The organism is Streptomyces asiaticus (assembly GCF_018138715.1).
Classification (GTDB): Bacteria; Actinomycetota; Actinomycetes; order Streptomycetales; family Streptomycetaceae; genus Streptomyces; species Streptomyces asiaticus.
In genome coordinates this window covers 369,962-391,306 of record NZ_JAGSHX010000006.1, presented here as the reverse complement: position 1 = coordinate 391,306, position 21,345 = coordinate 369,962, and the positions used below count along the sequence as shown (strand labels likewise).

Genomic DNA, 21,345 nt, shown 5'->3' with positions numbered 1-21,345 from the left:
GTGAGCGAGGCAAAGCTCCGCGACTACCTCAAGCGAGTGACCACGGATCTGCACCGTACTCGCCAGCGCCTCCAGGAGGCCGAGGCAAAGGACCACGAGCCCATCGCCATCGTCGGGATGGCCTGCCGCTACCCCGGTGGCGTGGCCTCGCCGGAGGACCTGTGGGAGCTGGTGGCGAACGGCCGTGACGCGGTCACCGAGTTCCCCGCCGACCGGGGCTGGGACCTGGAGGCCCTCTACGACCCGGACCCGGACAAGCCGGGGACGAGCTATGCGCGCGAAGGCGGCTTCGTCACCGACGCCGACCACTTCGACCCCGCGTTCTTCGGCATCTCCCCGCGCGAGGCCCTCGCCATGGACCCGCAGCAGCGGCTGCTGCTGGAGACCGCGTGGGAGGCCATGGAGCGGGCCGGGATCGACCCGGCGGCGCTGCGCGGCAGCCGCACCGGGGTCTTCGCGGGCGTGATGTACCAGGACTACGCGACCCGGCTGCGCCAGGTGCCGGACGATGTCGAGGGGTACGTGGGCAGCGGTGGCTCCGGCAGCATCGCCTCCGGCCGTATCGCCTACACCTTCGGTCTCGAAGGGCCCGCGGTCACCGTGGACACCGCCTGCTCGTCCTCGCTGGTGGCGCTGCACCTCGCCGCGCAGGCGCTGCGCCGGCGGGAGTGCTCCCTGGCCCTGGTCGGCGGGTCGATGGTGATGTCCACACCGGTGGCCTTCGTGGACTTCAGCCGTCAGCGCGGGCTCGCCTCCGACGGCCGCTGCAAGGCGTTCGCCGCCTCCGCCGACGGCACCGGCTGGGGCGAGGGCGTGGGCATGCTGCTCGTGGAGCGGCTGTCGGACGCGCGGCGCAACGGCCACCAGGTGCTGGCGGTCGTCACGGGCTCCGCCACCAACCAGGACGGTGCCAGCAGCGGGCTGACCGCCCCCAACGGCCCCTCCCAGCAACGGGTCATCCGGCAGGCGCTGGCCGACGCGGGGCTCACCGCGGCCGATGTGGACGCGGTCGAGGCCCACGGCACCGGTACCCCGCTCGGCGACCCCATCGAGGCGGGCGCGCTGCTCGCCACCTACGGCCAGGACCGCCCCGAGGACCGGCCGCTGTGGCTCGGCTCGCTGAAGTCCAACATCGGCCACACCCAGGCCGCCGCGGGCGTCGGCGGGGTCATCAAGACGGTGCTGGCGCTGCGCCACGGCGTGCTGCCCAAGACCCTGCACGCCGAGGAGCCCACGCCCAACGTGGACTGGGAGTCGGGCGCGGTACGGCTGCTGGCCGAGGCCCGGCCGTGGCCCGAACCGGAGGCCGAGCGGCCGCGCCGCGCCGCCGTGTCCGCCTTCGGCTTCAGCGGCACCAACGCCCATGTGATCCTGGAGCAGACTCCCGCCGAGGACGCCGCGGACGAAGCGCCCGCTGATGAAACACCCGCGGACACCGCGCCCGCCGCCGTGTCCGACCTGGTGCCGTGGCCGCTGTCGGGGCGGACCGAGGAGGCCCTGCGGGCCCAGGCCGCGCGGCTGCGGTCCTACGTGGCGGGCGCGCCCGAGCCGTCTCCCGTGGACATCGGCTACTCGCTGGCGCTCACCCGCTCCGCCTTCGCCCACCGTGCGGTGGTCGTGGGCGCGAGCCGTGCCGAACTGCTCGGCGAACTGGACCAGTTGGCCTCCGGTGTCACCTCCGGCGCGGTGGCCGGTGCGGGCAAGACGGCGTTCCTGTTCACCGGGCAGGGCGCACAGCGGCTCGGCATGGGACGCGCCCTGCACACCGCCTTCCCGGTCTTCGCCGCCGCGTTCGACGCCGTCTGCGCCGAGCTCGACCGTCACCTGGACGGCCATGCCGGGCACGCGGTGCGGGACGTGGTCTTCGGCGAGGACGCCGAACTGCTCGACCGGACCCTCTACACCCAGACCGGTCTCTTCGCCACCGAGGTGGCGCTGTACCGGCTGGTGGAGTCCTGGGGCGTGACCGCGGACTTCCTGGTCGGCCACTCGGTGGGCGAGCTGGCGGCGGCCCATGTGGCGGGCGTGTTCTCGCTGGAGGACGCGTGTGCGCTGGTGGCGGCCCGGGGCCGGCTGATGGACGCACTGCCCGCCGGAGGCGCGATGGTCTCGCTCCAGACCGGCGAGGCCGAGGTGCTGCCCCATCTGGAGGGCGAGGAGGGCCAGGTGTCCGTGGGCGCGCTCAACGGCCCGGCGGCCACCGTGATCTCCGGCGAGGAGAAGGCCGTCCTGCGGATCGCGGACGCGGTCGGCGTCAAGAGCAAGCGGCTGCGGATCGGTATCGCAGCCCATTCGCCGCTGATGGACCCCATGCTGGAGGAGTTCGCCAAGGTCGCCGGTGAGCTGACCTACCACACCCCCCGGATCGCGGTGGTGTCCAATGTGACCGGCGAGGCGGTCGCCGAGGAGCTGTGCTCGCCCGAGTACTGGGTGCGCCATGTGCGGCAGCCGGTGCGGTTCCAGGACGGGGTGCGGTTCCTCGAGGACCGGGGCGTGACCCGCTATGTGGAGGTGGGCCCGTCCGGTGTGCTGTCCGTGCTGGGGCAGGAGTGCGTCGCCGACCCCGACGCCGCCGCGTTCGTCCCGCTGCTGCGCAAGGACCGCGGCGAGGCCGCGTCGCTGCTGGCCGGGGTGGGCCGGGTGCACGCCCACGGCGGCGCGGTGGACTGGGAGCAGGTGTTCGCGGGCCGTGGCGCCCGCCGGGTGGAGCTGCCCACGTACGCCTTCCAGCGGCAGCGCTACTGGCTCGACGGCTCGGACCGGACGGGCGATGTGACCTCGGCGGGGCTGGGCCCGGCCGGGCATCCGCTGCTGGGCGCGGCCGTCGAACTCGCCGACACCGACGGCCTGCTGCTCACCGGACGGCTGTCCCTGGCCGCCCAGCCCTGGCTGGCCGACCACGCCGTCTCCGGCACGGTCCTCTTCCCCGGCACCGCCTTCCTCGAACTCGCGATCCAGGCCGGTGACCAGGTCGGCTGCGACCAGGTCGAGGAGCTGACCCTCCAGGCGCCGCTGATCCTCCCCGCGCGTGGCGCGCTCACCCTCCGGGTGACGGTCGGCGAACCCGACGAGAGCGGACGGCGCCCGCTGAACGTCCACACCCGCCCCGAGGGCGCCGGGTTCGGCGAGCCGTGGACCCCGCACGCCACCGGCACGCTCGCCACCGCCACACCGGATGCCCCCGCCGAGCTCACCGCGTGGCCTCCGCCGGACGCCACCGAACTCGACGTCAGCGACATGTACGACCGGTACGCGGCGGGCGGCTTCGGCTACGGCCCGGCCTTCCGGGGCCTGCGCGCCGCCTGGCTGCGCGGCGACGAGGTGTTCGCCGAGGTCAGCCTGGCCCAGGAGCAGCGGCCGGCCGCCGCCGGGTACGGGATCCACCCGGCCCTGCTCGACGCCTCCCTGCACGGCATCGCCCTCGGCACCCTCTTCGCCGGGGAGGACCCGGAGACGGCGCAGGGGCGGCTGCCGTTCTCCTGGACCGGGGTGTCGCTGCACGCCGCCGGTGCCGACGAGGTGCGGGTGCGGATCTCCCCGGCCGGGGAGGACACCGTGGCGCTCGCGGTGGCCGACCCCGCCGGCCGCCCGGTGGCCACCGTCGAGGGCCTGCTGCTGCGGAAGATGACCGGCGATCAGCTCAGTGGCGCCCGCGCCGCGAGCAGCGAGTCGCTGTTCCGGCTCGACTGGCCCGCGCTCGCGGGCTCCGATCGGCCCACCCCGCTGACCCGGGCCGCGCTGGTCGGCGACGACGGGCTGGAGGTGACGGAGAGCCTCTTCGCGGCCGGGGTCCACCTGGAGTCGTATGTGGACCTGGAGGCGCTGGGCGCGGCCGTCGACGCCGGTACGGCCGCCCCCGCGGCGGTCCTGGTGTCCTGCGCCGCCGGGCCCGGCGCCCCGGCCGACGCCGTACGGGACTCCCTGCGCACCGCCCTTGAGCTGGCCCAGAACTGGTCGGCCGACGATCGGTTCGCCGACTCCCGGCTGGTGTTCGTCACCCGGGGCGCGGTGGCCACCGCGCCCGGCGCGGAGGTCACCGATCTGCCGGGCGCCGCCGTCTGGGGTCTGGTGCGCTCGGCGCAGTCGGAGAACCCCGACCGGTTCACCCTCGTCGACCTCGACGAGCACGAGGAGTCCGTACGGGCGCTCCCGGCGGAGCTCCCCTCCGGGGAGCCGCAGCTCGCGCTGCGCGCCGGACAGCCGCACACCCCGCGGCTCGCGCGCGCCCAGGGCGCCACCGGCGCCACCCGTCCGCTGGATCCCGAGGGCACCGTGCTGATCACCGGCGCCACCGGTACGCTCGGCGGGCTGCTCGCCCGCCACCTGGTGACCTACCACGGCGTCCGCCATCTGCTGCTGACCAGCCGCCGGGGATCGGCCGCCGAGGGAGCCGGGCGGCTGCGCGAGGAGCTGACCGGGCTCGGCGCGACCGTGACCGTGGCGGCGTGCGACACCGCCGACCGGGACGCCGTGGCCGCCCTGGTGGCCCAGGTGCCCGCCGACCACCCGCTCACCGGGGTGTTCCACACCGCCGGGGTGCTGGACGACGGGGTGATCTCCTCGCTCACCCCCGAGCGGCTGGACACGGTGCTGCGGCCCAAGGTCGATGCCGCACTCCACCTCCACGAGGCCACCCGGGAGCTGGACCTGGCCGCGTTCGTGCTCTTCTCCTCGGCCGCCGGTGTGCTCGGCGGCGCGGGCCAGGGCAACTACGCGGCCGCCAACGGCTTCCTCGACGCCTTCGCCCAGGCCCGCCGGGCCCAGGGGCTGCCCGCCCACTCCCTCGCCTGGGGGCTCTGGGCGCCGACCAGCGCGATGACCGGCACGGCGGACACGGCCGGGGCCGCCCGCTCGGGCGTGGCCGCGCTCTCCTCGGAGCAGGGCATGGAACTGCTCGACACCGCCCTCGCCCTGGACACCCCGCTGCTGATCCCGATGCGGATCGACCTCGCGGCGCTGCGTGCGGGCGCCGGTTCCGGTTCGGTGCCGCTGCTGCTGCGCGGGCTGGTGCGGACACCGGCGCGCCGGGCGGGCGCGACCACCCGCGGTGGCCCGCCGGGCGGCGGCTCCGCGCTGCGGGAACGGCTCGCCGCGCTGCCCGAGGCCGAACAGGACGCCGTGCTGGTGGAGTTGGTGTGCGCGCAGGTGGCCACCGTGCTCGGCCACCCGGACCCGTCCGCCATCGGCCCGGCCCATGAGTTCGTGGACTCCGGCTTCGACTCGCTCACCGCCGTCGAGCTGCGCAACCGGCTGAACGCGGCCACCGGGCTGAGGCTGCCCGCCACGCTCGTCTTCGACCACGAGACGCCCGCCGATCTGGCCGCCCGGCTCCGCTCCGAACTGGCCGCGGCCCGGCAGTCGGGCCCGTCCGAGCAGTCGGCCGCGAGCGCGGCGCCCGCCGCGGCGGGGGAGTCCACCACGCTGAGCACGCTGTACACCGAGGCGTTCGAGACCGGGAAATGGAAGGAAATCTTCGACCTGCTGCACGCCACGGCGGCGCTGCGGCCCCGGTTCAGCGCCGCCTCCGACCTGGAGAAGCTGCCGATGCCGGTCCGGCTCAGCAAGGGCCCGGCCGAGCAGCACCTGTTCTGCTTCTCCTCGTGCCTGGCGGTCGCGGGCATCCACCAGTACGCGCGGTTCGCGGCCTCGCTGCGGGGCCGGCGCGATGTGTCGGCGCTCGCGCTGCCCGGCTTCGGCCGCGGTGAGCCCCTTCCGGAGACGGCGGACGCGGTGGTGGCCGCCCAGGCCGAGGCGGTGGCGAAGGCCGCCGACGGGCAGCCCATCGTGCTCCTGGGCTCCTCGGCGGGCGGCTGGTTCGCCCACGCGGCGGCGGGACATCTGGAGCGGATGGGCATCCGGCCGACCGCGGTGGTCCTGGTGGACACCTACGTGCCCAAGAGCAGCATCCTCAACCAGTTCGGGCTCTCGCTCATGGACGGGATGACCGAGCGCGAGGGCGTGTTCGTCACCATGGACGACGCCCGGCTGTCGGCCATGGGCTGGTATCTCAACCTCTTCGGCGCTTGGGACCCCGAGCCGATCGAGACCCCGACCCTCCTGGTGCGCGCGCTGGAGCCGCTGTCCACCGGATCGCTGAAGCTGGAGGAGCTGCCCGACTGGCGGTCCTTCTGGGAGCTGCCGCACGACATCGTCGATGTGCGCGGCAACCACTTCACCATGATGGAGGACCACTCCCTCCCCACCGCCCAGGCCATCGAGGACTGGCTGGAGCGACTGGAGCGCGACGGCGCCTGACCCGCCCGGACATCCCGTAGAGGCGCCCTCCCCGCATCGCGAAAGGAACGACCATGGCGTTGCCCGTCACCGATGAGAGCCTGTGGTTCCGCAGGTTCCATCCGCGCCCGGAGGCCGAGGTCAGCCTGGTCTGCCTGCCGCACGCGGGAGGAGCCGCCAGCTTCTACTTCCCGATCTCCGAGCTGCTGCCGCCGACCGTGGAGGCACTGGCCGTCCAGTACCCGGGGCGGCAGGACCGCCGCCATGACGCGCCCATCGAGGACATCCACGCGATGGCGCGCGAGATCTACCAGGCGCTGAAGCCGCTCACGGCACACCGGCCGATCGCGCTGTTCGGCCACAGCATGGGCGCGAGCGTCGGGTTCGAGCTGGCCAGGCTGCTCGAAGGGGAGCTGGGGACCGTGCCCGTGGCGCTCTTCGCCTCGGGCCGGCCCGCGCCCTCACACCACCGGAGCCTGGGCATCCACCGGCGCGACGACGCCGGGCTCATCGCCGAGCTCCGGCTGGTCAGCGGAACCGACTCCCGGATCCTCGGCGACACCGAACTGCTGCGGCTGGCCCTGCCCGCCATCCGCAGCGACTACAAGGCGGCCGAGACCTACGAATACCGGCCCGGCGCCCGGCTGACCTGCGACATCGTGGGGCTCACCGGTGACAGCGACATCCGCGTCACCGCCCCGGAGGTGGCGGGCTGGCGGGAGCACACCTCGGGCTCCTTCCGGCTGGAGGTCTTCTCCGGCGGCCACTTCTACCTGGGTGAGCAGAAGGCAGCGGTGGCCGGAGTCATCACGGACACCCTGCGGGCGGCCACCGCCCGCACCCGACGACCCATCGACTGAGAGAGAAACCCACGATGCGCATCCTTTTCGCGACGGTGTCCGAGAAATCGCACCTGTTCACCATGGTCCCGCTCGCCTGGTCGCTGGCCGCGGCCGGCCACGAGGTGCATGTCGCCAGCAACCCCGCGCTGACCGAGTCCATCAAGAACACCGGTCTGACGGCCGTCTCGGTCGGCAAGGACCACAATCTCCACGAGATGCTGACGCAGAACCGCGAGTCGCTGGAGAACCCGCTCTCCGACTGGTCGACCCCGGAGCTCGATCAGCACTCCTGGGAACAGGTGCTGATGAAGTTCAAGATCAGCGTGATGTTCGCGTACCAGACCTACAACGACTGCATGGTGCACGAGCTGGTGGACTACGCCCGCCACTTCCAGCCCGACCTGGTCATCTGGGACCCGGTCACCTACGCGGGCCCGGTGGCCGCCCGGGTGGTGGGCGCCGCCCACGCCCGGCTGCTGTGGTGCATCGACATCTACGCGAAGATGCGCGAGGTGTTCCTGGCCCGCCTCGCCGAACAGCCCGAGGAGCGCCGCGAGGACCCGATGGCCGACTGGCTCGGTGGCATTCTCGCCCGCTACGACCGCACCTTCGACGAGGAGGTCGTGGTCGGCCAGTGGACCATCGACCAGATCCCCACCAGCCTCCAGCTCCCGCTGCCGGTCCAGCGGGTCCCGGTCCGCTATCTGCCCTACAACGGCCCCTCCGACATCCCGGACTGGCTGCGCGAGGCCCCCGAGCGGCCGCGGGTCGTGCTGACCTCCGGGGTCTCGGCGCGGGCCGCCCTCGGCGGCACCTTCATGCCGGTGGCCGACATGATCGACACCCTGGGGGGCATGGACATCGACGTGGTGGCCGCGCTGCCGCCCGAGGAGGTCGAGGCGCTGGCGAAGGTCCCCGCCAACACCCGCATCGTCGACTTCGTTCCGCTGCACGCCCTGCTGCCCGGCGCCTCGGTCCTCATCCACCACGGCGGATTCGGCTCCTGGGGCACCGCACTGGCGAGCGGCGTACCGCAGTTCATCCCCACCATCCGCTACGCCGACTGGTGGAACAAGGGGACCACTCTGCACGAGGCCGGTGCCGGACTCGTCGTCCACGCCTCGGAGTTGACCGCCGAGGTGCTGCGGGAGAGCGTCGAGCGGCTGCTGAAGGACGCGTCGTACAAGGAGACCGCCGAGCGGCTGCGCGAGGAGAACCTGCGCACCCCCACCCCGCACGAGGTGGTGCCGGTGCTGGAGAAGCTCACCGTGGAGCACGGCCGATGAAGGTGCGCGAGCTGGCGGTGTCCGGCGCCTACGAGTTCAGCCCGGACGTCCACCGGGACGAGCGCGGCGCGTTCGTCGCCCACTACACCGAATCGGCCTTCTCCGCTGCGGTAGGCCATCCGCTGCGCCTGGGCCAGAACCACCACAGCGTCTCCCGGCGAGGCACCGTCCGCGGGGTGCACTACGCGGACGTACCCCCGGGCCAGGCCAAGATGGTGACCTGCGTCAGCGGCGAACTCCTCGATGTGGTGGTGGACTTGCGGGTGGGCTCGCCCACCTTCGGCCGCTGGGACAGTGTGCGTCTCGATCCCGTCTCGTACCGGGCGGTGTATCTGGAGGAGGGCCTCGGCCACGCCTTCATCGCGCTGCGGGACGACACGGTGGCGGCCTACCTCAACTCGGAGGAGTACAACCCGGGCGCCGAACACGAGATCGACCCCTTCGACCCCGCGCTCGGCCTGCCCTGGCCCAAGGACCTGGAATACCTGGTCTCCGCGCGCGACCGGAACGCCCCCGGGCTGGCCGAGGCCGAGCGGGCCGGTCTGCTGCCGTCCTACGAGGTTTGCCGGGCGCTGCACGCCCGGCGCGGCTGACCCGGCGGGGACGCCCCGGCCCGGCTGACCCCCATCCACCGATCGGTTGATGCGGTCGATCGGCCGGTCGGTGGAGGGAGGATCAGCCCGGTGGGCAGCCGATGGGCCGATCCCCCGGGGATATCCGCTCCCTACGGTGGAAGAGTGAAGGAACCGAGCGAGGAGGACCCGGGCCGATGCCACTGATCGAGGTCAGTAACCTGCGCAAGGAATACCGCAATCACGTGGCGGTACAGGACGTGTCCTTCTCCGTGGAGGAGGGCGAGATCTTCGGCATCCTCGGCCCCAACGGGGCGGGCAAGACCACCGCCGTGGAGTGCATCGAGGGGATGCGCAAGCGCGACGGCGGCGAGATCTCCGTGATGGGTCTCGACCCGCTGAAGGACAAGGACCTCGCCGAGCTGCGCGAGTCCATCGGCATCCAGCTCCAGCAGAGCGAGCTGCCCCCCAAGATGAAGGTGTGGGAGGCGCTCGAGCTCTACAGCACCTTCTACCGCGACCCCGTCGACTGGCGCGAGCTCATCAAGGACTGGGGCCTGTCCGGCAAGGCCGACACGGCCTACGGATCGCTGTCCGGCGGCCAGCAGCAGCGGCTGTCCATCGCGCTCGCCCTCGTCGGCAAGCCCAGGATCGCCGTCTTCGACGAGCTGACCACCGCGCTCGACCCGCACGCCCGGCGCGAGACCTGGAAGCTGATCGAGAAGGTCCGGGAGCAGGATGTGACCGTGCTGCTGGTCACCCACTTCATGGAGGAGGCCGAGCGGCTCTGCGACCGGATCGCCATCATCGAATCCGGTCGGGTCGTCGCCCTCGACACCCCCTCCGGGCTGGTGTCCCGGGTCGATGAGCAGCAGATCATCCGCTTCAAGCCGTCCGTCCCGATGGACGACGAACTGCTCACCTCGCTGCCCGAGGTGAGCAGTGTGACCCGGTCCAAGTCCCAGGTGACGGTGGTCGGCAAGGGCAATGTCGTCTACGCCGTGATCTCCGTCCTGGCCCGCAATCAGATCGTGGCGAACGAACTCCGCCTGGAGCAGGCGAGTCTCGATGACGCCTTCGTCGCCCTGACCGGCTCCAAGCCCGCCAACTAAAGCCGCCGAGGAGACTTCTGCCATGTCCGGGCGCACCAAGCTCACCTACGTCGAGAGCAAGCTGTTCCTGCGCGATCCCACCGCGGTGTTCTTCGTCATCGCGCTGCCGATCATGCTGCTGGCCATCTTCCACTTCGTCACCACCAAGTCCGACGACGACGCCGCCACCAAGGCGTCGATGGCCGCGTTCGTCCCCGCGATGGCCATGTCGCTGTGTCTGACGATGCTGGCCCTCAACCTGCTGCCCACGACCCTCGCGACCTACCGGGAGAAGGGCATCCTGCGGCGCATGGCCGCCAGCCCCATCCACCCGGGGAACCTGCTGCTCGCCCAGCTCTTCATCAACCTGGTCACCGCGGCGGTCTCCGCGGTGCTGGTGCTCATCGTCGGCAAGACCGCCTTCGACACCAAACTGCCCGGTGACGTCCCCGCCTTCCTGGTGAGCTTCGTCCTGGGCACCTGGGCGCTGTTCTCCATCGGCCTGGTGATCGCGGCCGTGGCGCCGAGCAGCAAGTCGGCCACCGCGATGGGCCTGTCCCTGCTCTTCCCCAGCCTCTTCTTCGGCGGCGCGTTCCTCCCCAAGGAGGACCTGCCGGAGACGGTGTCCACCATCGGCGACTACACCCCGCTGGGCGCCGCGCTCCAGGCGCTGCGCGACTCCTGGGAGAACCAGTGGCCGCAGACGCTGCACCTGACCGTCCTCGGAGTGATCGCGGTGGCGGCCACCGCGGCCGCGGCCAAGCTGTTCCGCTGGGAGTGAGGTGAGCGCGTCCAAGGACGACGGCGGACGGTGGGAGCGGCACTCCGACATCCTGTTCGGAGGGCTGCCCTACCTTCTGCTGTCTCTGTCCACGGCCCTGAGCCTGGTCCACGGCCCGCCACCGGCCCGGCGGCTGCTCACCACGCTGGGCCTCGCGGCCGTGGCCGCCGGATGGATCCTGGGCACCTACACCCTGCCCACGGGCCGCCGCAGCAGACAGCCGTACGGCACGGTGCGCACGGCCGTCTACTTCGCCGGGCTGCTCGCCCTCTCCGCCGCGCTGATGGCGCGGGACCAGGTGTTCATGCTGTTCGCCGCCACCGGGTTCCTCCAGGCGCTGGTGCTGCTGCCGACCGTCTGGGCGCTGGTGTCCGTGGCGGCCACCTCGTTCGTCGTCAACACCGTGCCGGACGGCTTCCCCCGGCCCACGACCGGCGCGGTGGTCGGCTATCTCGCCGCCATCGCCTTCCAGACCGTGGTGATCGGCTGGATCAACCTGCTGTCGAGCAGGCTCAATGAACAGCATCAGCGGCGCAAACGCACCGTGGCCGAGCTCCGCTCCGCGCTCACCGAGAACGCCGGACTCCACGCCCAGCTGATCACCCAGGCGCGCGAGGCCGGAGTGCTCGACGAGCGCCAGCGGATGGCGGGGGAGATCCATGACACCCTCGCCCAGGGGCTGGCCGGCATCATCCGGCAGCTGGAGGCCGCCGAACACGCCGAGGGCGACCGCCAGGTGTGGCGCCGCCATCTCGTCGCCGCCAAGGACCTGGCCCGGGACAGCCTCGCCGAGGCGCGCCGCTCGGTCCAGGCGCTCCGCCCCGAGCAACTGGAGTCCCGGACCCTGCCGGACGCCCTGGAGTCGCTGGTCGAGGGGTGGTCACCGGAGCGGGAGCCGAAGGTGGCGTTCGCGACGAACGGGACCGCCATCCCGCTCCACGCCGAACTGGAGGCCACGCTCTACCGGGTGGCGCAGGAGGCCCTCGCCAACATCGCCAAGCACGCCCGGGCGTCCAAGGTGGGCGTCACCCTGTCGTACATGGAGGACGTGGTGGTCCTCGACGTGCTCGACGACGGCGTCGGATTCGACTCCGCGGCCGCGGAGGCCGAGGCCGGGACCTCCGGCGGCCATGGCCTCGGGCTGGTGGCGATGCGGCGCCGACTGGGCCGGGTGGCCGGTACGTTGGACATCGAAAGCTCCCGTGGCGAGGGCACCGCCATCAGCGCGGCCGTCCCCGTGATCCCCCAGGAAGCCGGTGCATGAGCGGAAACACCCATGGCGGCGACACCCCCGGCCCCAGCCCCATCCGTATCCTGATCGTCGACGACCACCCGGTGGTCCGCGACGGGCTGCGCGGGGTGCTGGAGCGGGACCCCGACTTCACGGTGACCGGCGAGGCCGGTGACGGAGCCGAGGCCGTCGAACTGTACGAACGGCAGCCGGCCGACGTGGTCCTGATGGACCTGCGCATGCCCCGGATGGGTGGCGTGGAGGCCATCAAACGGCTGCTGCGCGGCGATCCGGAGGCCCGGATCCTGGTGCTGACCACCTATGACACCGACAGCGACGTCATGGGCGCCCTGGCCGCCGGGGCGACCGGCTACCTCCTCAAGGACACCCCGCGCGAGGAGCTGACCCGCGCCGTGCGATCCGCCTCCTCGGGCCAGTCCGTCCTCTCGCCCGCGGTCACCGGACGCGTTCTCGGCCAGGTACGCAAACCCACTCAGGGCCCGCTGAGCGAGCGTGAACTCCAAGTGCTCAGGCTTATCGCGGACGGGGCCACGAATCGGCAGGCCGCGGCCGCATTGTTCATCAGCCAGGCGACCGTCAAGACGCATCTTCTGCATGTCTACGAGAAACTCGGGGTGAAGGATCGCGCGGCAGCGGTCAGCGAGGCCCATAAACGACATCTATTCGAATGACATCGCAGGTCGGGGCCGTAATAGGGGTGCCCGATAGGGGTGGACGAGGGTAGGGGTTGTTCCGCTCGAAGCGGCGCCAATACGGTGGCGATATGGGCCACATCCGAGATCGGCAGGCCGTTGTCATCGGCGGCACCGGATTCATCGGGCGACATATCTGTAGAGCTCTCACCAAGCGCGGATATGAAGTCCTGGCAATAGCGAGAAAACCCGCCGAACCCATTTCCGGAGTCGGATTTCTGGCGCTTGACGCGGTATCCGCGCCGAGCGAGGACATCGTCCGGGCCGCACAGTCCGCCGATCTCGTCGTCAACGCCGCGGGCGACAGCTGGGAGGGCGACGAGGCGAGCATGACGGCCTCGCACATCCCGCTCGTGGACCGGCTGGTGGACGCCGTGGCTGCCCTCCCCAGGCGGCCGCGCCTGGTCCATCTCGGCTCGGTGCACGAGTACGGCCCCGTCCCCGACGGCACGGCCATCGCCGAGGACCACCCCACCGCCCCCCGCACCCCCTACGCCCGCACCAAGCTCGTCGGCAGCCGGATCGTCCTGGGCGCCGCGGACGCGGGCCGTATCGACGGCTGCGTGCTGCGCGTCACCAACGTCTGCGGGCCGGGCACCCCACGGGGCAGCTTCCTCGGCGGCCTCGCCCACCGGCTGCGCCACACCACCGAGGAGACACCGCTCACCGTCACCCTCGTCGACGACCGGCGCGACTTCATCGACGTCCGGGATGTCGCCGAGGCCGTGGTACTGGCCGCGAGCAGCCCGGTGACCGGCCGGGTGCTCAACGTCGGGCAGGGCGACGCCTTCAGCATGCGCGAACTGGCCGGGCTGCTGATCGCCGCCTCCCAGGTGCCCGACCGTCTGGTGCGCGAGGAGAGCGGCGCCGTGCACAGCAAGGGCGGCAGCTGGACCCAGGCCGACATCCGTCTCGCCCGGCGGCTCATGGGCTGGTCCCCGAAGGTCGCCCTCAAGGAATCCCTCCACGACCTGTGGGCCGCCTCCGCCACCTCCAGCCGACCGGCTGCCGCGGCGGCCCGTACCGAAGGACACTGATGCAGTACACCTATCTCGGCCGCACCGCCCTCAAGGTGAGCCGACTGTGCCTGGGCACCCTGAACCTCGGGGTCAGGGCGAGCGACGAGGAGAGCCACGCGATCCTGGACACCGCCCTGGACCACGGGGTCAACTTCATCGACACCGCCAACCAGTACGGCTGGCAGAAGCACAAGGGCTACACCGAGGAGTTCCTCGGCGGCTGGTTCGCGGGAGGAGGCGGCCGGCGCGAGAAGGTCGTGCTGGGCACCAAGGTCTTCAACCCGATGACCGACTGGCCCAATGACTCGGGGCTGTCCGCCCGGCACATCATCGCCTCCTGCGAGGACTCGCTGCGCCGGATGGGCACCGACTGGATCGACCTGTTCCAGATGCACCACATCGACCGCCACGCCCCCTGGGACGAGGTGTGGCAGGCGATGGAGACGCTGACCCGGCAGGGCAAGGTGCGCTACGTCGGCTCGTCCAACTTCGCCGGCTGGCACATCGCCGAGGCCCAGGAGGCCGCGGCCCGCCGCCACTTCCTCGGCATCGTCTCCGAGCAGAGCGTGTACAACCTCGTCACCCGCCATATCGAACTGGAGCTGATCCCCGCCGCCCAGCGGTACGGGGTCGGGGTGCTCGCCTGGTCGCCGCTGCACGGCGGGCTGCTCAGCGGGGCGCTGCGCAAGCTGGCCGAGGGCACCGCGATGAAGACCGCCCAGGGCCGGGCCGCCCAGGCGCTCGAGGTCCACCGGGACGCCGTCGCCGCGTACGAGAAGCTGTGCGACGGCCTCGGCGCCGACCCGGCCGAGGTGGGTCTTGCCTGGGTGATGGGACGCCCCGGCATCACCGCGCCGGTCATCGGGCCGCGCAGCCTGGACCAGCTGACCGGGGCCTTCAAGGCCATGGAGCTGACGCTGTCCGACGAGGCGCTGGCCGAACTGGACCGGCTGTTCCCGCCGATCGGCAACGGCGGCCCCGGGCCTGAGGCGTGGGCGTGGTGAGCACGCTCCAGGAGCGGCTGATCCGCTCCGCCGCCACCGTCGACAGCTCGGTGACCCTCCTCGCCGACTTCCAGCGCTGGTTCCGCGAGCGCGTCGACGCCGACGAGTCCCGGATCGAGATCATCCCGTTCGAGGCGATGCGCGGCTGGGACTTCGCGCCGGACACCCACAACCTGGTCCACGAGACCGGCCGGTTCTTCACCGTCGAGGGCATCCGGGTGCGGATGCCCGGGGCGCCCGTGGAGGAGTGGAGCCAGCCGATCCTCCACCAGCCGGAGATCGGCATCCTGGGCATCCTGGTCAAGGACTTCGACGGCGTACCGCACTTCCTGATGCAGGCCAAGATGGAGCCCGGCAACCACGGCGGACTCCAGCTGTCGCCCACCGTCCAGGCTACCCGCAGCAACTACACCCGGGTGCACAAGGGCCGGGCGGTGCCGTATCTGGAGTACTTCCAGCGGACGGAACGGCACCGGGTGCTCGCCGACGTCCGCCAGTCGGAGCAGGGCAGCTGGTTCTTCCGCAAGCGCAACCGCAACATGCTGGTCGAGGTGGCGCCGGAGACGGACGTCGAGGTGCGCGACGGCTTCCGCTGGCTGACGCTGGGCCAGCTGCACCATCTGCTGGCCGTGGAGGACCTGGTGAACATGGACGCGCGCAGCGTCCTGGCCTGTCTGCCGCACTCCCCGCTGGACCCGGAGGAGACCTTCCCGGCCGCCGGATCACCCGGGGCCGCGGAGCCGGAACGGCCGGGGCGGCACGTCCTCCACCGCGACGCCGACATCCTCAGCTGGATCACCGGACTGCGCACCGAGCGCGAGGTGTTCACCGAGCGGATACCGCTGCGGGAGACCACCGGCTGGCACCGCAACGCCCACCGCATCTCCCATGAGAGCGGGCGCTTCTTCAGCGTGATGGCCGTGGACGTGACGGCGGGCGGCCGCGAGGTGGGCGGCTGGACCCAGCCCATGATCGAGCCCCATGGACCGGGCGTGGCCGCCTTCCTGCTGGCCTACGCCGACAAGGTGCCGCATGTGCTGGTGCAGGCCCGCGCCGAACCCGGCTACACGGACGTGGTGGAACTGGCCCCCACCGTGCAGTGCACCCCGCGCAACTACACCCATCTGCCCGAGGGAGCCACGCCGCCGTTCCTCGAGGAGGTGGTGGAGGCACCGGCCGACCGGGTGCGGTTCGACACCGTGCTCTCCGAGGAGGGCGGCCGCTTCTTCCACGCCTTCAACCGCTATCTGGTCGTGGAGACGGAGCTGAGCGCCGTCCCCGAGGAGCCGCCGCACTACCGCTGGATGGCGGTGCGTCAGCTGCTCGACCTGATCCGCCACAGCCATTACGTCAACGTCGAGGCGCGCACGCTCATCGCCTGTCTGCACTCCCTGGCCGTATAGGGGGGCGCCTAGGGGGCGCGACCTGGACGGAGCTAGGGGTTATTCGGATCGTGGCCGCTGCCATAGCCTCCGGGACACAGGGTGCCCGGAGCGGTACATCGGAGGACATGTCATGCAGGACATCATCAGCGCCGTGCTGGCAGAGGATGCGGTGGCCGCGGACTTCGCCGCCTTGAACCTACCCGAGTCCTATCGGGGCGCGGTGATCCTCAAAGAGGAAGCCGAGATGTTCGAGGGCATGGCCACCAAGGACAAGGACCCCCAGAAGTCGCTCCACATCCGCGAGGTGCCCACCCCGGAACCGGGCCCGGGCGAGGCGGTGATCGCGGTCATGGCCAGCGCGATCAACTACAACACCGTCTGGAGCGCCATCTTCGAGCCGCTGCCGACCTTCGGCTTCCTGGAGCGCTACGCGCGCACCGACGACCCCGGAGCGGCCCGCCACGACCGGCCCTACCACGTGCTCGGCTCCGACCTGGCCGGTGTGGTGCTGCGCACCGGTCCCGGGGTGCGCCACTGGAAGCCGGGCGACCGGGTGGTGGCCCACTGCCTGTCCATCGAACTGCGCTCACCGGACGGCCATGACGACTCCATGCTCGACCCCGAGCAGCGCATCTGGGGCTTCGAGACCAACTACGGCGGGCTCGCGGAGCTCTCGCTGGTCAAGGCCAACCAGCTGATGCCGATGCCCGCCCACCTCACCTGGGAGGAGGCCGCGTCCTCCGGCCTGGTCAACTCCACCGCGTACCGGCAGCTCGTCTCCCGCAACGGCGCCCAGATGAAACAGGGCGATGTGACCCTCATCTGGGGCGCGGCCGGCGGTCTCGGCTCGTACGCGACCCAGCTGGCCGTCAACGGCGGGGCGCTCCCGGTGTGCGTGGTCTCCGGGCGGCGCAAGGCCGAACTGGTCCGCTCCATGGGGGCCGAGCTGGTCATCGACCGGGCCGAGGAGGGCTATCGGTTCTGGAAGGACGCGACCACGCCCGACCCCAAGGAGTGGAAGCGCTTCGGGTCCCGGATCCGCGAACTCACCGGCGGCGACGACCCGGACATCGTCGTGGAGCACCCCGGCCGGGAGACCTTCGGCGCCAGTGTGTTCGTGGCGCGGCGCGGCGGCACGATCGTCACCTGCGCCTCGACGTCCGGCTACCGCCACGAGTACGACAACCGCTATCTGTGGATGGCGCTCAAGCGCATCATCGGCACCCACTTCGCCAACTACCGGGAGGCATGGGCGGCCAACCGGCTGATCGAGAAGGGGATGGTGCACCCCACGCTCTCCAAGGTCTATCCGCTCGAGGCGGTCGGCACGGCCACCCAGGACGTCCACCGCAACCGCCACTCCGGGAAGGTCGGCGTGCTGTGCCTGGCCCCGGAGGAGGGGCTGGGGGTGCGCGACCCGGAGCTGCGCGAGCGCCATCTCCCGGCCATCAACCGCTTCCGGCAGGACTGAACCGGTTCGCGGAGTCGGGTGTGTCGTCCCCCTCGACGAGGCCGGACCGGCGCAGCGCCCGGCCCAGCCCGGCCGGGTTGAGCAGCCCCAGCGGGGCCGGCAGCCGATGCCAGGGCACCCAGCGGTCGACCAGGTCGAAGGCCGCCCGCACCGGCAGGTCGAGGGCGGCGCGCACCGGGACGGGCAGCGGCGCGGTGGACCGCTGCTCGGCGGCGGGGAAGCGCAGCCCGAGCCGGTGCGCCGCGGCGGCCTCGTACGCGGCCTTACGGGCCCGGTTGAGGTTGCCGAGCGGACGGAACTCCTCGGTGGTGTGCCAGGGGTTGAACGCCAGCTGCTCGACCCGGCGGGCCACGGACCGGGCCCGGGCGCCGTCCAGGTCCTGGCGCGGCACGGTGAGCACCGCGACCGGGACCACCGGCGCGTCGCTCTCCCGCCACTCCACCGAACCGTCCTCGACCGGGGTGCGGCGGTCGTCCAGATAGCGCTGCACACACAGCTCGAAGGCGATGTCACCGGTGGACAGCCGCATCGCCAGCTCACGGTGGAGATAGTCGGGGTCGCCGCCGTCGGGCGGGGGCGCGGGGGTGCCGCCGGGCGCCGGACGCAGCTGGTAGCGCACCGGACCGGCCGGGCCCCACAGGATCGCGCCCCGGCTCCAGAAGGTCTCGCGGGCCAGCGAGCCCACCGTGTGGCGGGTGGCGATCCGCATATTGCGGCGCATCCGGTCGGCGGTGGCCCAGCCGACCGCCAGCGGCAGCCGGACGAAGAGCCCGAACGCCTTCTCCACGGTGCTCCCCGCGCCCGCCGTGGCCTTGGCGAAGGCGATGAACTCATGCGCGTCGGCGGCGTGGGACACCGGGAAGCTGGTGGCCAGCAGATCGTGGGTCCCCTCAGGACCGGCCTGGACCCGTACCGCCAGCCGGCGCAGATCGGGCGTGGCGCCGTACCCCTCGGAGCCGCTCGCGCTGGACAGCCGCACCACGGCCGGGTACTCGGCGCCCGGCCGGGCGTATCCCACACACAGCTCCGGCGGAAGGTCGTCGCGGAACCGCAGCCGGGCGTTCTCCACGCCCAGCGCCGCCTCGCCGCGGAAGGCGCGCAGCGGCCGCGGGGCACCCGAGCCGTCGGTGCCGTCGGAGTACCGCTGCATCCGCATCAGCTCGTGCGTCAGCTTCTGGAAGCGCAGCCGCTCGGCCTCGGGGCTGCCGCCCTCGTACGCCTCATAGCCCTCGTACGCCACGCCTCCCGTCCCGCCCGCCACCTCGTGCCGTACCGCCTCGCCGCATACGGACTGCTGTCCGGTGTTGACCATGGGGAACGCTCCGTACGGGGCAGGCAGGGACGATGGGGAACACATGAGACGCTAAGCGAGGGTGCGCGGGGCCGCAGCCCGGAGCGGTGCACCGGGGGGAATCGGTCACCCGGGCCGCCGCGGATGGTTCCGCTCCGGCCTGCGGCACACTGGTGGCATGCCGGAGCTGCCCGAGGTGGAGGCCCTCAGCGCGATCCTGGCCGAGCGCGCCGTCGGCCGGGAGATCGCCCGTGTGCTCCCCGTGGCGGTGAGCGTCCTGAAGACCTACGACCCGCCGCTGAGCGCGCTCGAGGGCCGGACCGTCACGGCGGCGTCCCGCCACGGCAAGTTCCTCGACCTGGCGACCGACGGCCCCCATCTGGTGGTCCACCTCGCCAAGGCGGGCTGGCTGCGCTGGCGGGACGGACTCCCCGAGGCCCCGCCCCGGCCCGGCAAGGGACCACTCGCGCTGCGGCTGCTCCTGGCCGGTCCCGAGCGCTCCGGCTTCGACCTCACCGAGGCCGGTACGCGCAAGGGGCTCGCGGTGTACGTGGTCCGCGACCCGCGGGAGGTCCCCGGGATCGCCCGGCTGGGTCCGGACCCGCTGGACGACTCCTTCACCCTGGAGGCGTTCGCCGGGCTGCTGCGCGGCGTACGCCACCGGATCAAGGGCGTGCTGCGCGACCAGAGCGTCATCGCCGGGATCGGCAACGCCTACTCCGACGAGATCCTGCACGCCGCCCGGATGTCGCCCTACCGGCTCGCCTCGGACCTCACCGAAGCGGAGATCGCCGGGGTGTACGAGGCGATGGGCGCCACGCTGCGCTCCGCCGTCGAGCGCTCCCGCGGCCTGGCCGCCACCGACCTCAAGGGGGAGAAGCGCGGCGGCATGCGGGTGCACGGCCGCGCCGGGCAGCCGTGCCCGGTGTGCGGGGACACCGTCCGCGAGGTGTCCTTCCGCGACTCCTCGCTCCAGTACTGCCCCACCTGCCAGACCGGCGGCAAGCCGCTCGCCGACCGGCGGCTGTCCCGGCTGCTCAAGTAGCTGCTCGCGTAGCTGCTCACGTGGCGTACCTGCCGGGTTCTGTCCCAAATGCCGCCCGGCGCCCGTTAGTTGACGTGCCGCTCTTGACCCGGGGAGCTCCGGACCGCCATATGGTGCTGTCGCAATCCCACGACACGACACCCCACGCCACGTCACGGAGCACCATGACCACAGCCCTGATCATCGGTGGCGGCATCGCCGGCACGGTGACCGCGATGGCCCTGCGGAAAGCCGGTATCGACGCGGTCGTCTACGAGACGTACCCCACGGACGCCGTCGACGCCGGTGCGTTCCTCGTCGTCGCCGCCAACGGCCTGGAGGCCCTGCGCACCGTCGACGCCCATGAACCCGTGCTGAAGAACTCCTTCCCGGCCGGCCGCGTCGACTTCATCAGCAATACCGGCAAGCGGCTCGGCAACCGCCCCATGTCCGGATCGCAGGACGGTGGCCTCGGCTCCGTGACACTCAAGCGCGCCACCCTCGCCCGGGTGCTGCGCGAGGAGGCGGTGCGCCGCGGAGTGCGTGTCGAGGGCGGCAAGCGGCTGCTCGCCGCCCACACCAGCCCCGACGGCCGGATCGTCGGCTCCTTCGCCGACGGCGGCCGCGCCGTGGGCGACATGCTGATCGGCGCCGACGGCATCCACTCGCTCGTCCGCAGGCTCATCGACGCGGCCGCGCCCCGGCCCCGCTACACCGGACAGCACACCGTCTGCGGCTACACCCGCGACGCCGACTCGCCCCCGGACCCCGACGCCTACACGATGATCTTCGGCAAGCAGGCGTTCTTCGGCTGCACCACCGCCCCGGACGGCGAGGTCTGGTGGTTCTGCAACGCCCCGGCCGAGGAGATGTCCAAGGCCGAGCTCGCCGCCGTCACCTCCGAGCAGTGGCGGGAGCGGCTGCTGACGCTCTTCGCCGAGGACAACACCCCCGCCGCCGACCTGGTCCGGGCCACCGGCGACACCATCGTGGCCACCGCCGCCTACGACATCGTCTCCACCCCCACCTGGTCCGAGGAGGCCATGGTCATCGTCGGCGACGCCGCGCACGCCTGCGCGCCCAACGCCGCACAGGGCGCCTCGATGGCCATCGAGGACGGCGTCGTACTCGCCAAATGCCTGCGCGATCTGCGCACGCCCCAGTCGGCCTTCGCCGCGTACGAGGCGCTGCGCCGGGAGCGGGTCGAGAAGGTCGCCGCGGCCAGCGCGGGCATGGCCCGCCGCACGGCGCCGGGGCCCGTGGCACGCGCCCTGCGCGATGTCACCATGCCGCGCAAGCTGGACCGGGCGGGCAACGGCTCCTCGGACTGGCTGACCGGCTACCGCATCGACTGGGACGAGCGGATCGACGCGCAGACGGCCCGCCGGCGCCGCTGACGTA

At 72.2% G+C, this 21,345-nt stretch carries 15 protein-coding genes; 14 read left to right on the top strand and 1 reads right to left on the bottom strand.

What is annotated here, in order from left to right:
• The 12 genes from KHP12_RS09060 (at position 1) to ccrA (ending at position 17,629) form a co-directional block, all read left to right on the top strand.
• Entirely contained in the window at positions 1-6,255 is a 6,255-nt protein-coding gene (locus KHP12_RS09060) for a type I polyketide synthase (RefSeq protein ID WP_211832480.1), read from the top strand.
• Positions 6,256-6,308: 53 nt separating this feature from the next.
• Complete coding sequence (locus tag KHP12_RS09055; RefSeq protein ID WP_086883280.1) at positions 6,309-7,094, top strand: thioesterase II family protein; 786 nt, start codon at positions 6,309-6,311, stop codon at positions 7,092-7,094.
• A 14-nt stretch (positions 7,095-7,108) separates the two neighbouring features.
• Positions 7,109-8,362 (top strand): activator-dependent family glycosyltransferase, encoded by a 1,254-nt coding sequence (locus KHP12_RS09050; RefSeq protein ID WP_086883281.1) that lies wholly within the window; start codon positions 7,109-7,111, stop codon positions 8,360-8,362.
• Positions 8,359-8,955, top strand: a complete 597-nt coding sequence (locus KHP12_RS09045) for a dTDP-4-dehydrorhamnose 3,5-epimerase family protein (RefSeq protein ID WP_086883282.1) — start codon at positions 8,359-8,361, stop codon at positions 8,953-8,955. Before KHP12_RS09050 ends, KHP12_RS09045 begins: the two co-directional genes overlap by 4 nt.
• A gap of 176 nt (positions 8,956-9,131) precedes the next feature.
• Entirely contained in the window at positions 9,132-10,046 is a 915-nt protein-coding gene (locus KHP12_RS09040) for an ABC transporter ATP-binding protein (protein WP_020866317.1), read from the top strand.
• 22 nt (positions 10,047-10,068) lie between these two features.
• The gene (locus tag KHP12_RS09035; RefSeq protein ID WP_037962594.1) at positions 10,069-10,806 is read left to right on the top strand and encodes an ABC transporter permease; all 738 of its coding nucleotides are present in this window, start codon (positions 10,069-10,071) and stop codon (positions 10,804-10,806) included.
• Between the two features lies 1 nt (position 10,807).
• Positions 10,808-12,070, top strand: coding sequence for a sensor histidine kinase (locus KHP12_RS52850; protein WP_211832467.1), 1,263 nt, complete (start codon positions 10,808-10,810; stop codon positions 12,068-12,070).
• The gene (locus tag KHP12_RS09025) at positions 12,067-12,729 is read left to right on the top strand and encodes a response regulator (RefSeq protein WP_086883283.1); all 663 of its coding nucleotides are present in this window, start codon (positions 12,067-12,069) and stop codon (positions 12,727-12,729) included. Before KHP12_RS52850 ends, KHP12_RS09025 begins: the two co-directional genes overlap by 4 nt.
• A 92-nt stretch (positions 12,730-12,821) precedes the next feature.
• Positions 12,822-13,787, top strand: coding sequence for an NAD-dependent epimerase/dehydratase family protein (locus KHP12_RS09020; protein WP_245009820.1), 966 nt, complete (start codon positions 12,822-12,824; stop codon positions 13,785-13,787).
• A complete protein-coding gene (locus KHP12_RS09015; protein WP_086879682.1) occupies positions 13,787-14,773 on the top strand; it encodes an aldo/keto reductase in 987 nt (328 codons plus the stop codon). The genes KHP12_RS09020 and KHP12_RS09015 overlap by 1 nt, the downstream gene beginning before the upstream one ends.
• Positions 14,767-16,176 (top strand): NDP-hexose 2,3-dehydratase family protein, encoded by a 1,410-nt coding sequence (locus KHP12_RS09010; protein ID WP_086879683.1) that lies wholly within the window; start codon positions 14,767-14,769, stop codon positions 16,174-16,176. Before KHP12_RS09015 ends, KHP12_RS09010 begins: the two co-directional genes overlap by 7 nt.
• A gap of 112 nt (positions 16,177-16,288) precedes the next feature.
• Positions 16,289-17,629, top strand: coding sequence for a crotonyl-CoA carboxylase/reductase (gene ccrA, locus KHP12_RS09005; protein WP_086879681.1), 1,341 nt, complete (start codon positions 16,289-16,291; stop codon positions 17,627-17,629).
• Here ccrA and KHP12_RS09000 read toward each other — a convergent pair.
• Positions 17,607-18,941, bottom strand: coding sequence for a catalase family protein (locus KHP12_RS09000; protein WP_086879680.1), 1,335 nt, complete (start codon positions 18,939-18,941; stop codon positions 17,607-17,609). The two genes, ccrA and KHP12_RS09000, sit on opposite strands and share 23 nt — an antisense overlap.
• A 157-nt stretch (positions 18,942-19,098) precedes the next feature.
• Between KHP12_RS09000 and KHP12_RS08995 the strand changes: the two genes are divergently transcribed.
• Positions 19,099-19,965, top strand: a complete 867-nt coding sequence (locus tag KHP12_RS08995; RefSeq protein WP_086879679.1) for an Fpg/Nei family DNA glycosylase — start codon at positions 19,099-19,101, stop codon at positions 19,963-19,965.
• A 164-nt stretch (positions 19,966-20,129) separates the two neighbouring features.
• Positions 20,130-21,341, top strand: a complete 1,212-nt coding sequence (locus KHP12_RS08990; RefSeq protein WP_211832458.1) for an FAD-dependent monooxygenase — start codon at positions 20,130-20,132, stop codon at positions 21,339-21,341.
• Positions 21,342-21,345 lie beyond the last annotated feature (4 nt).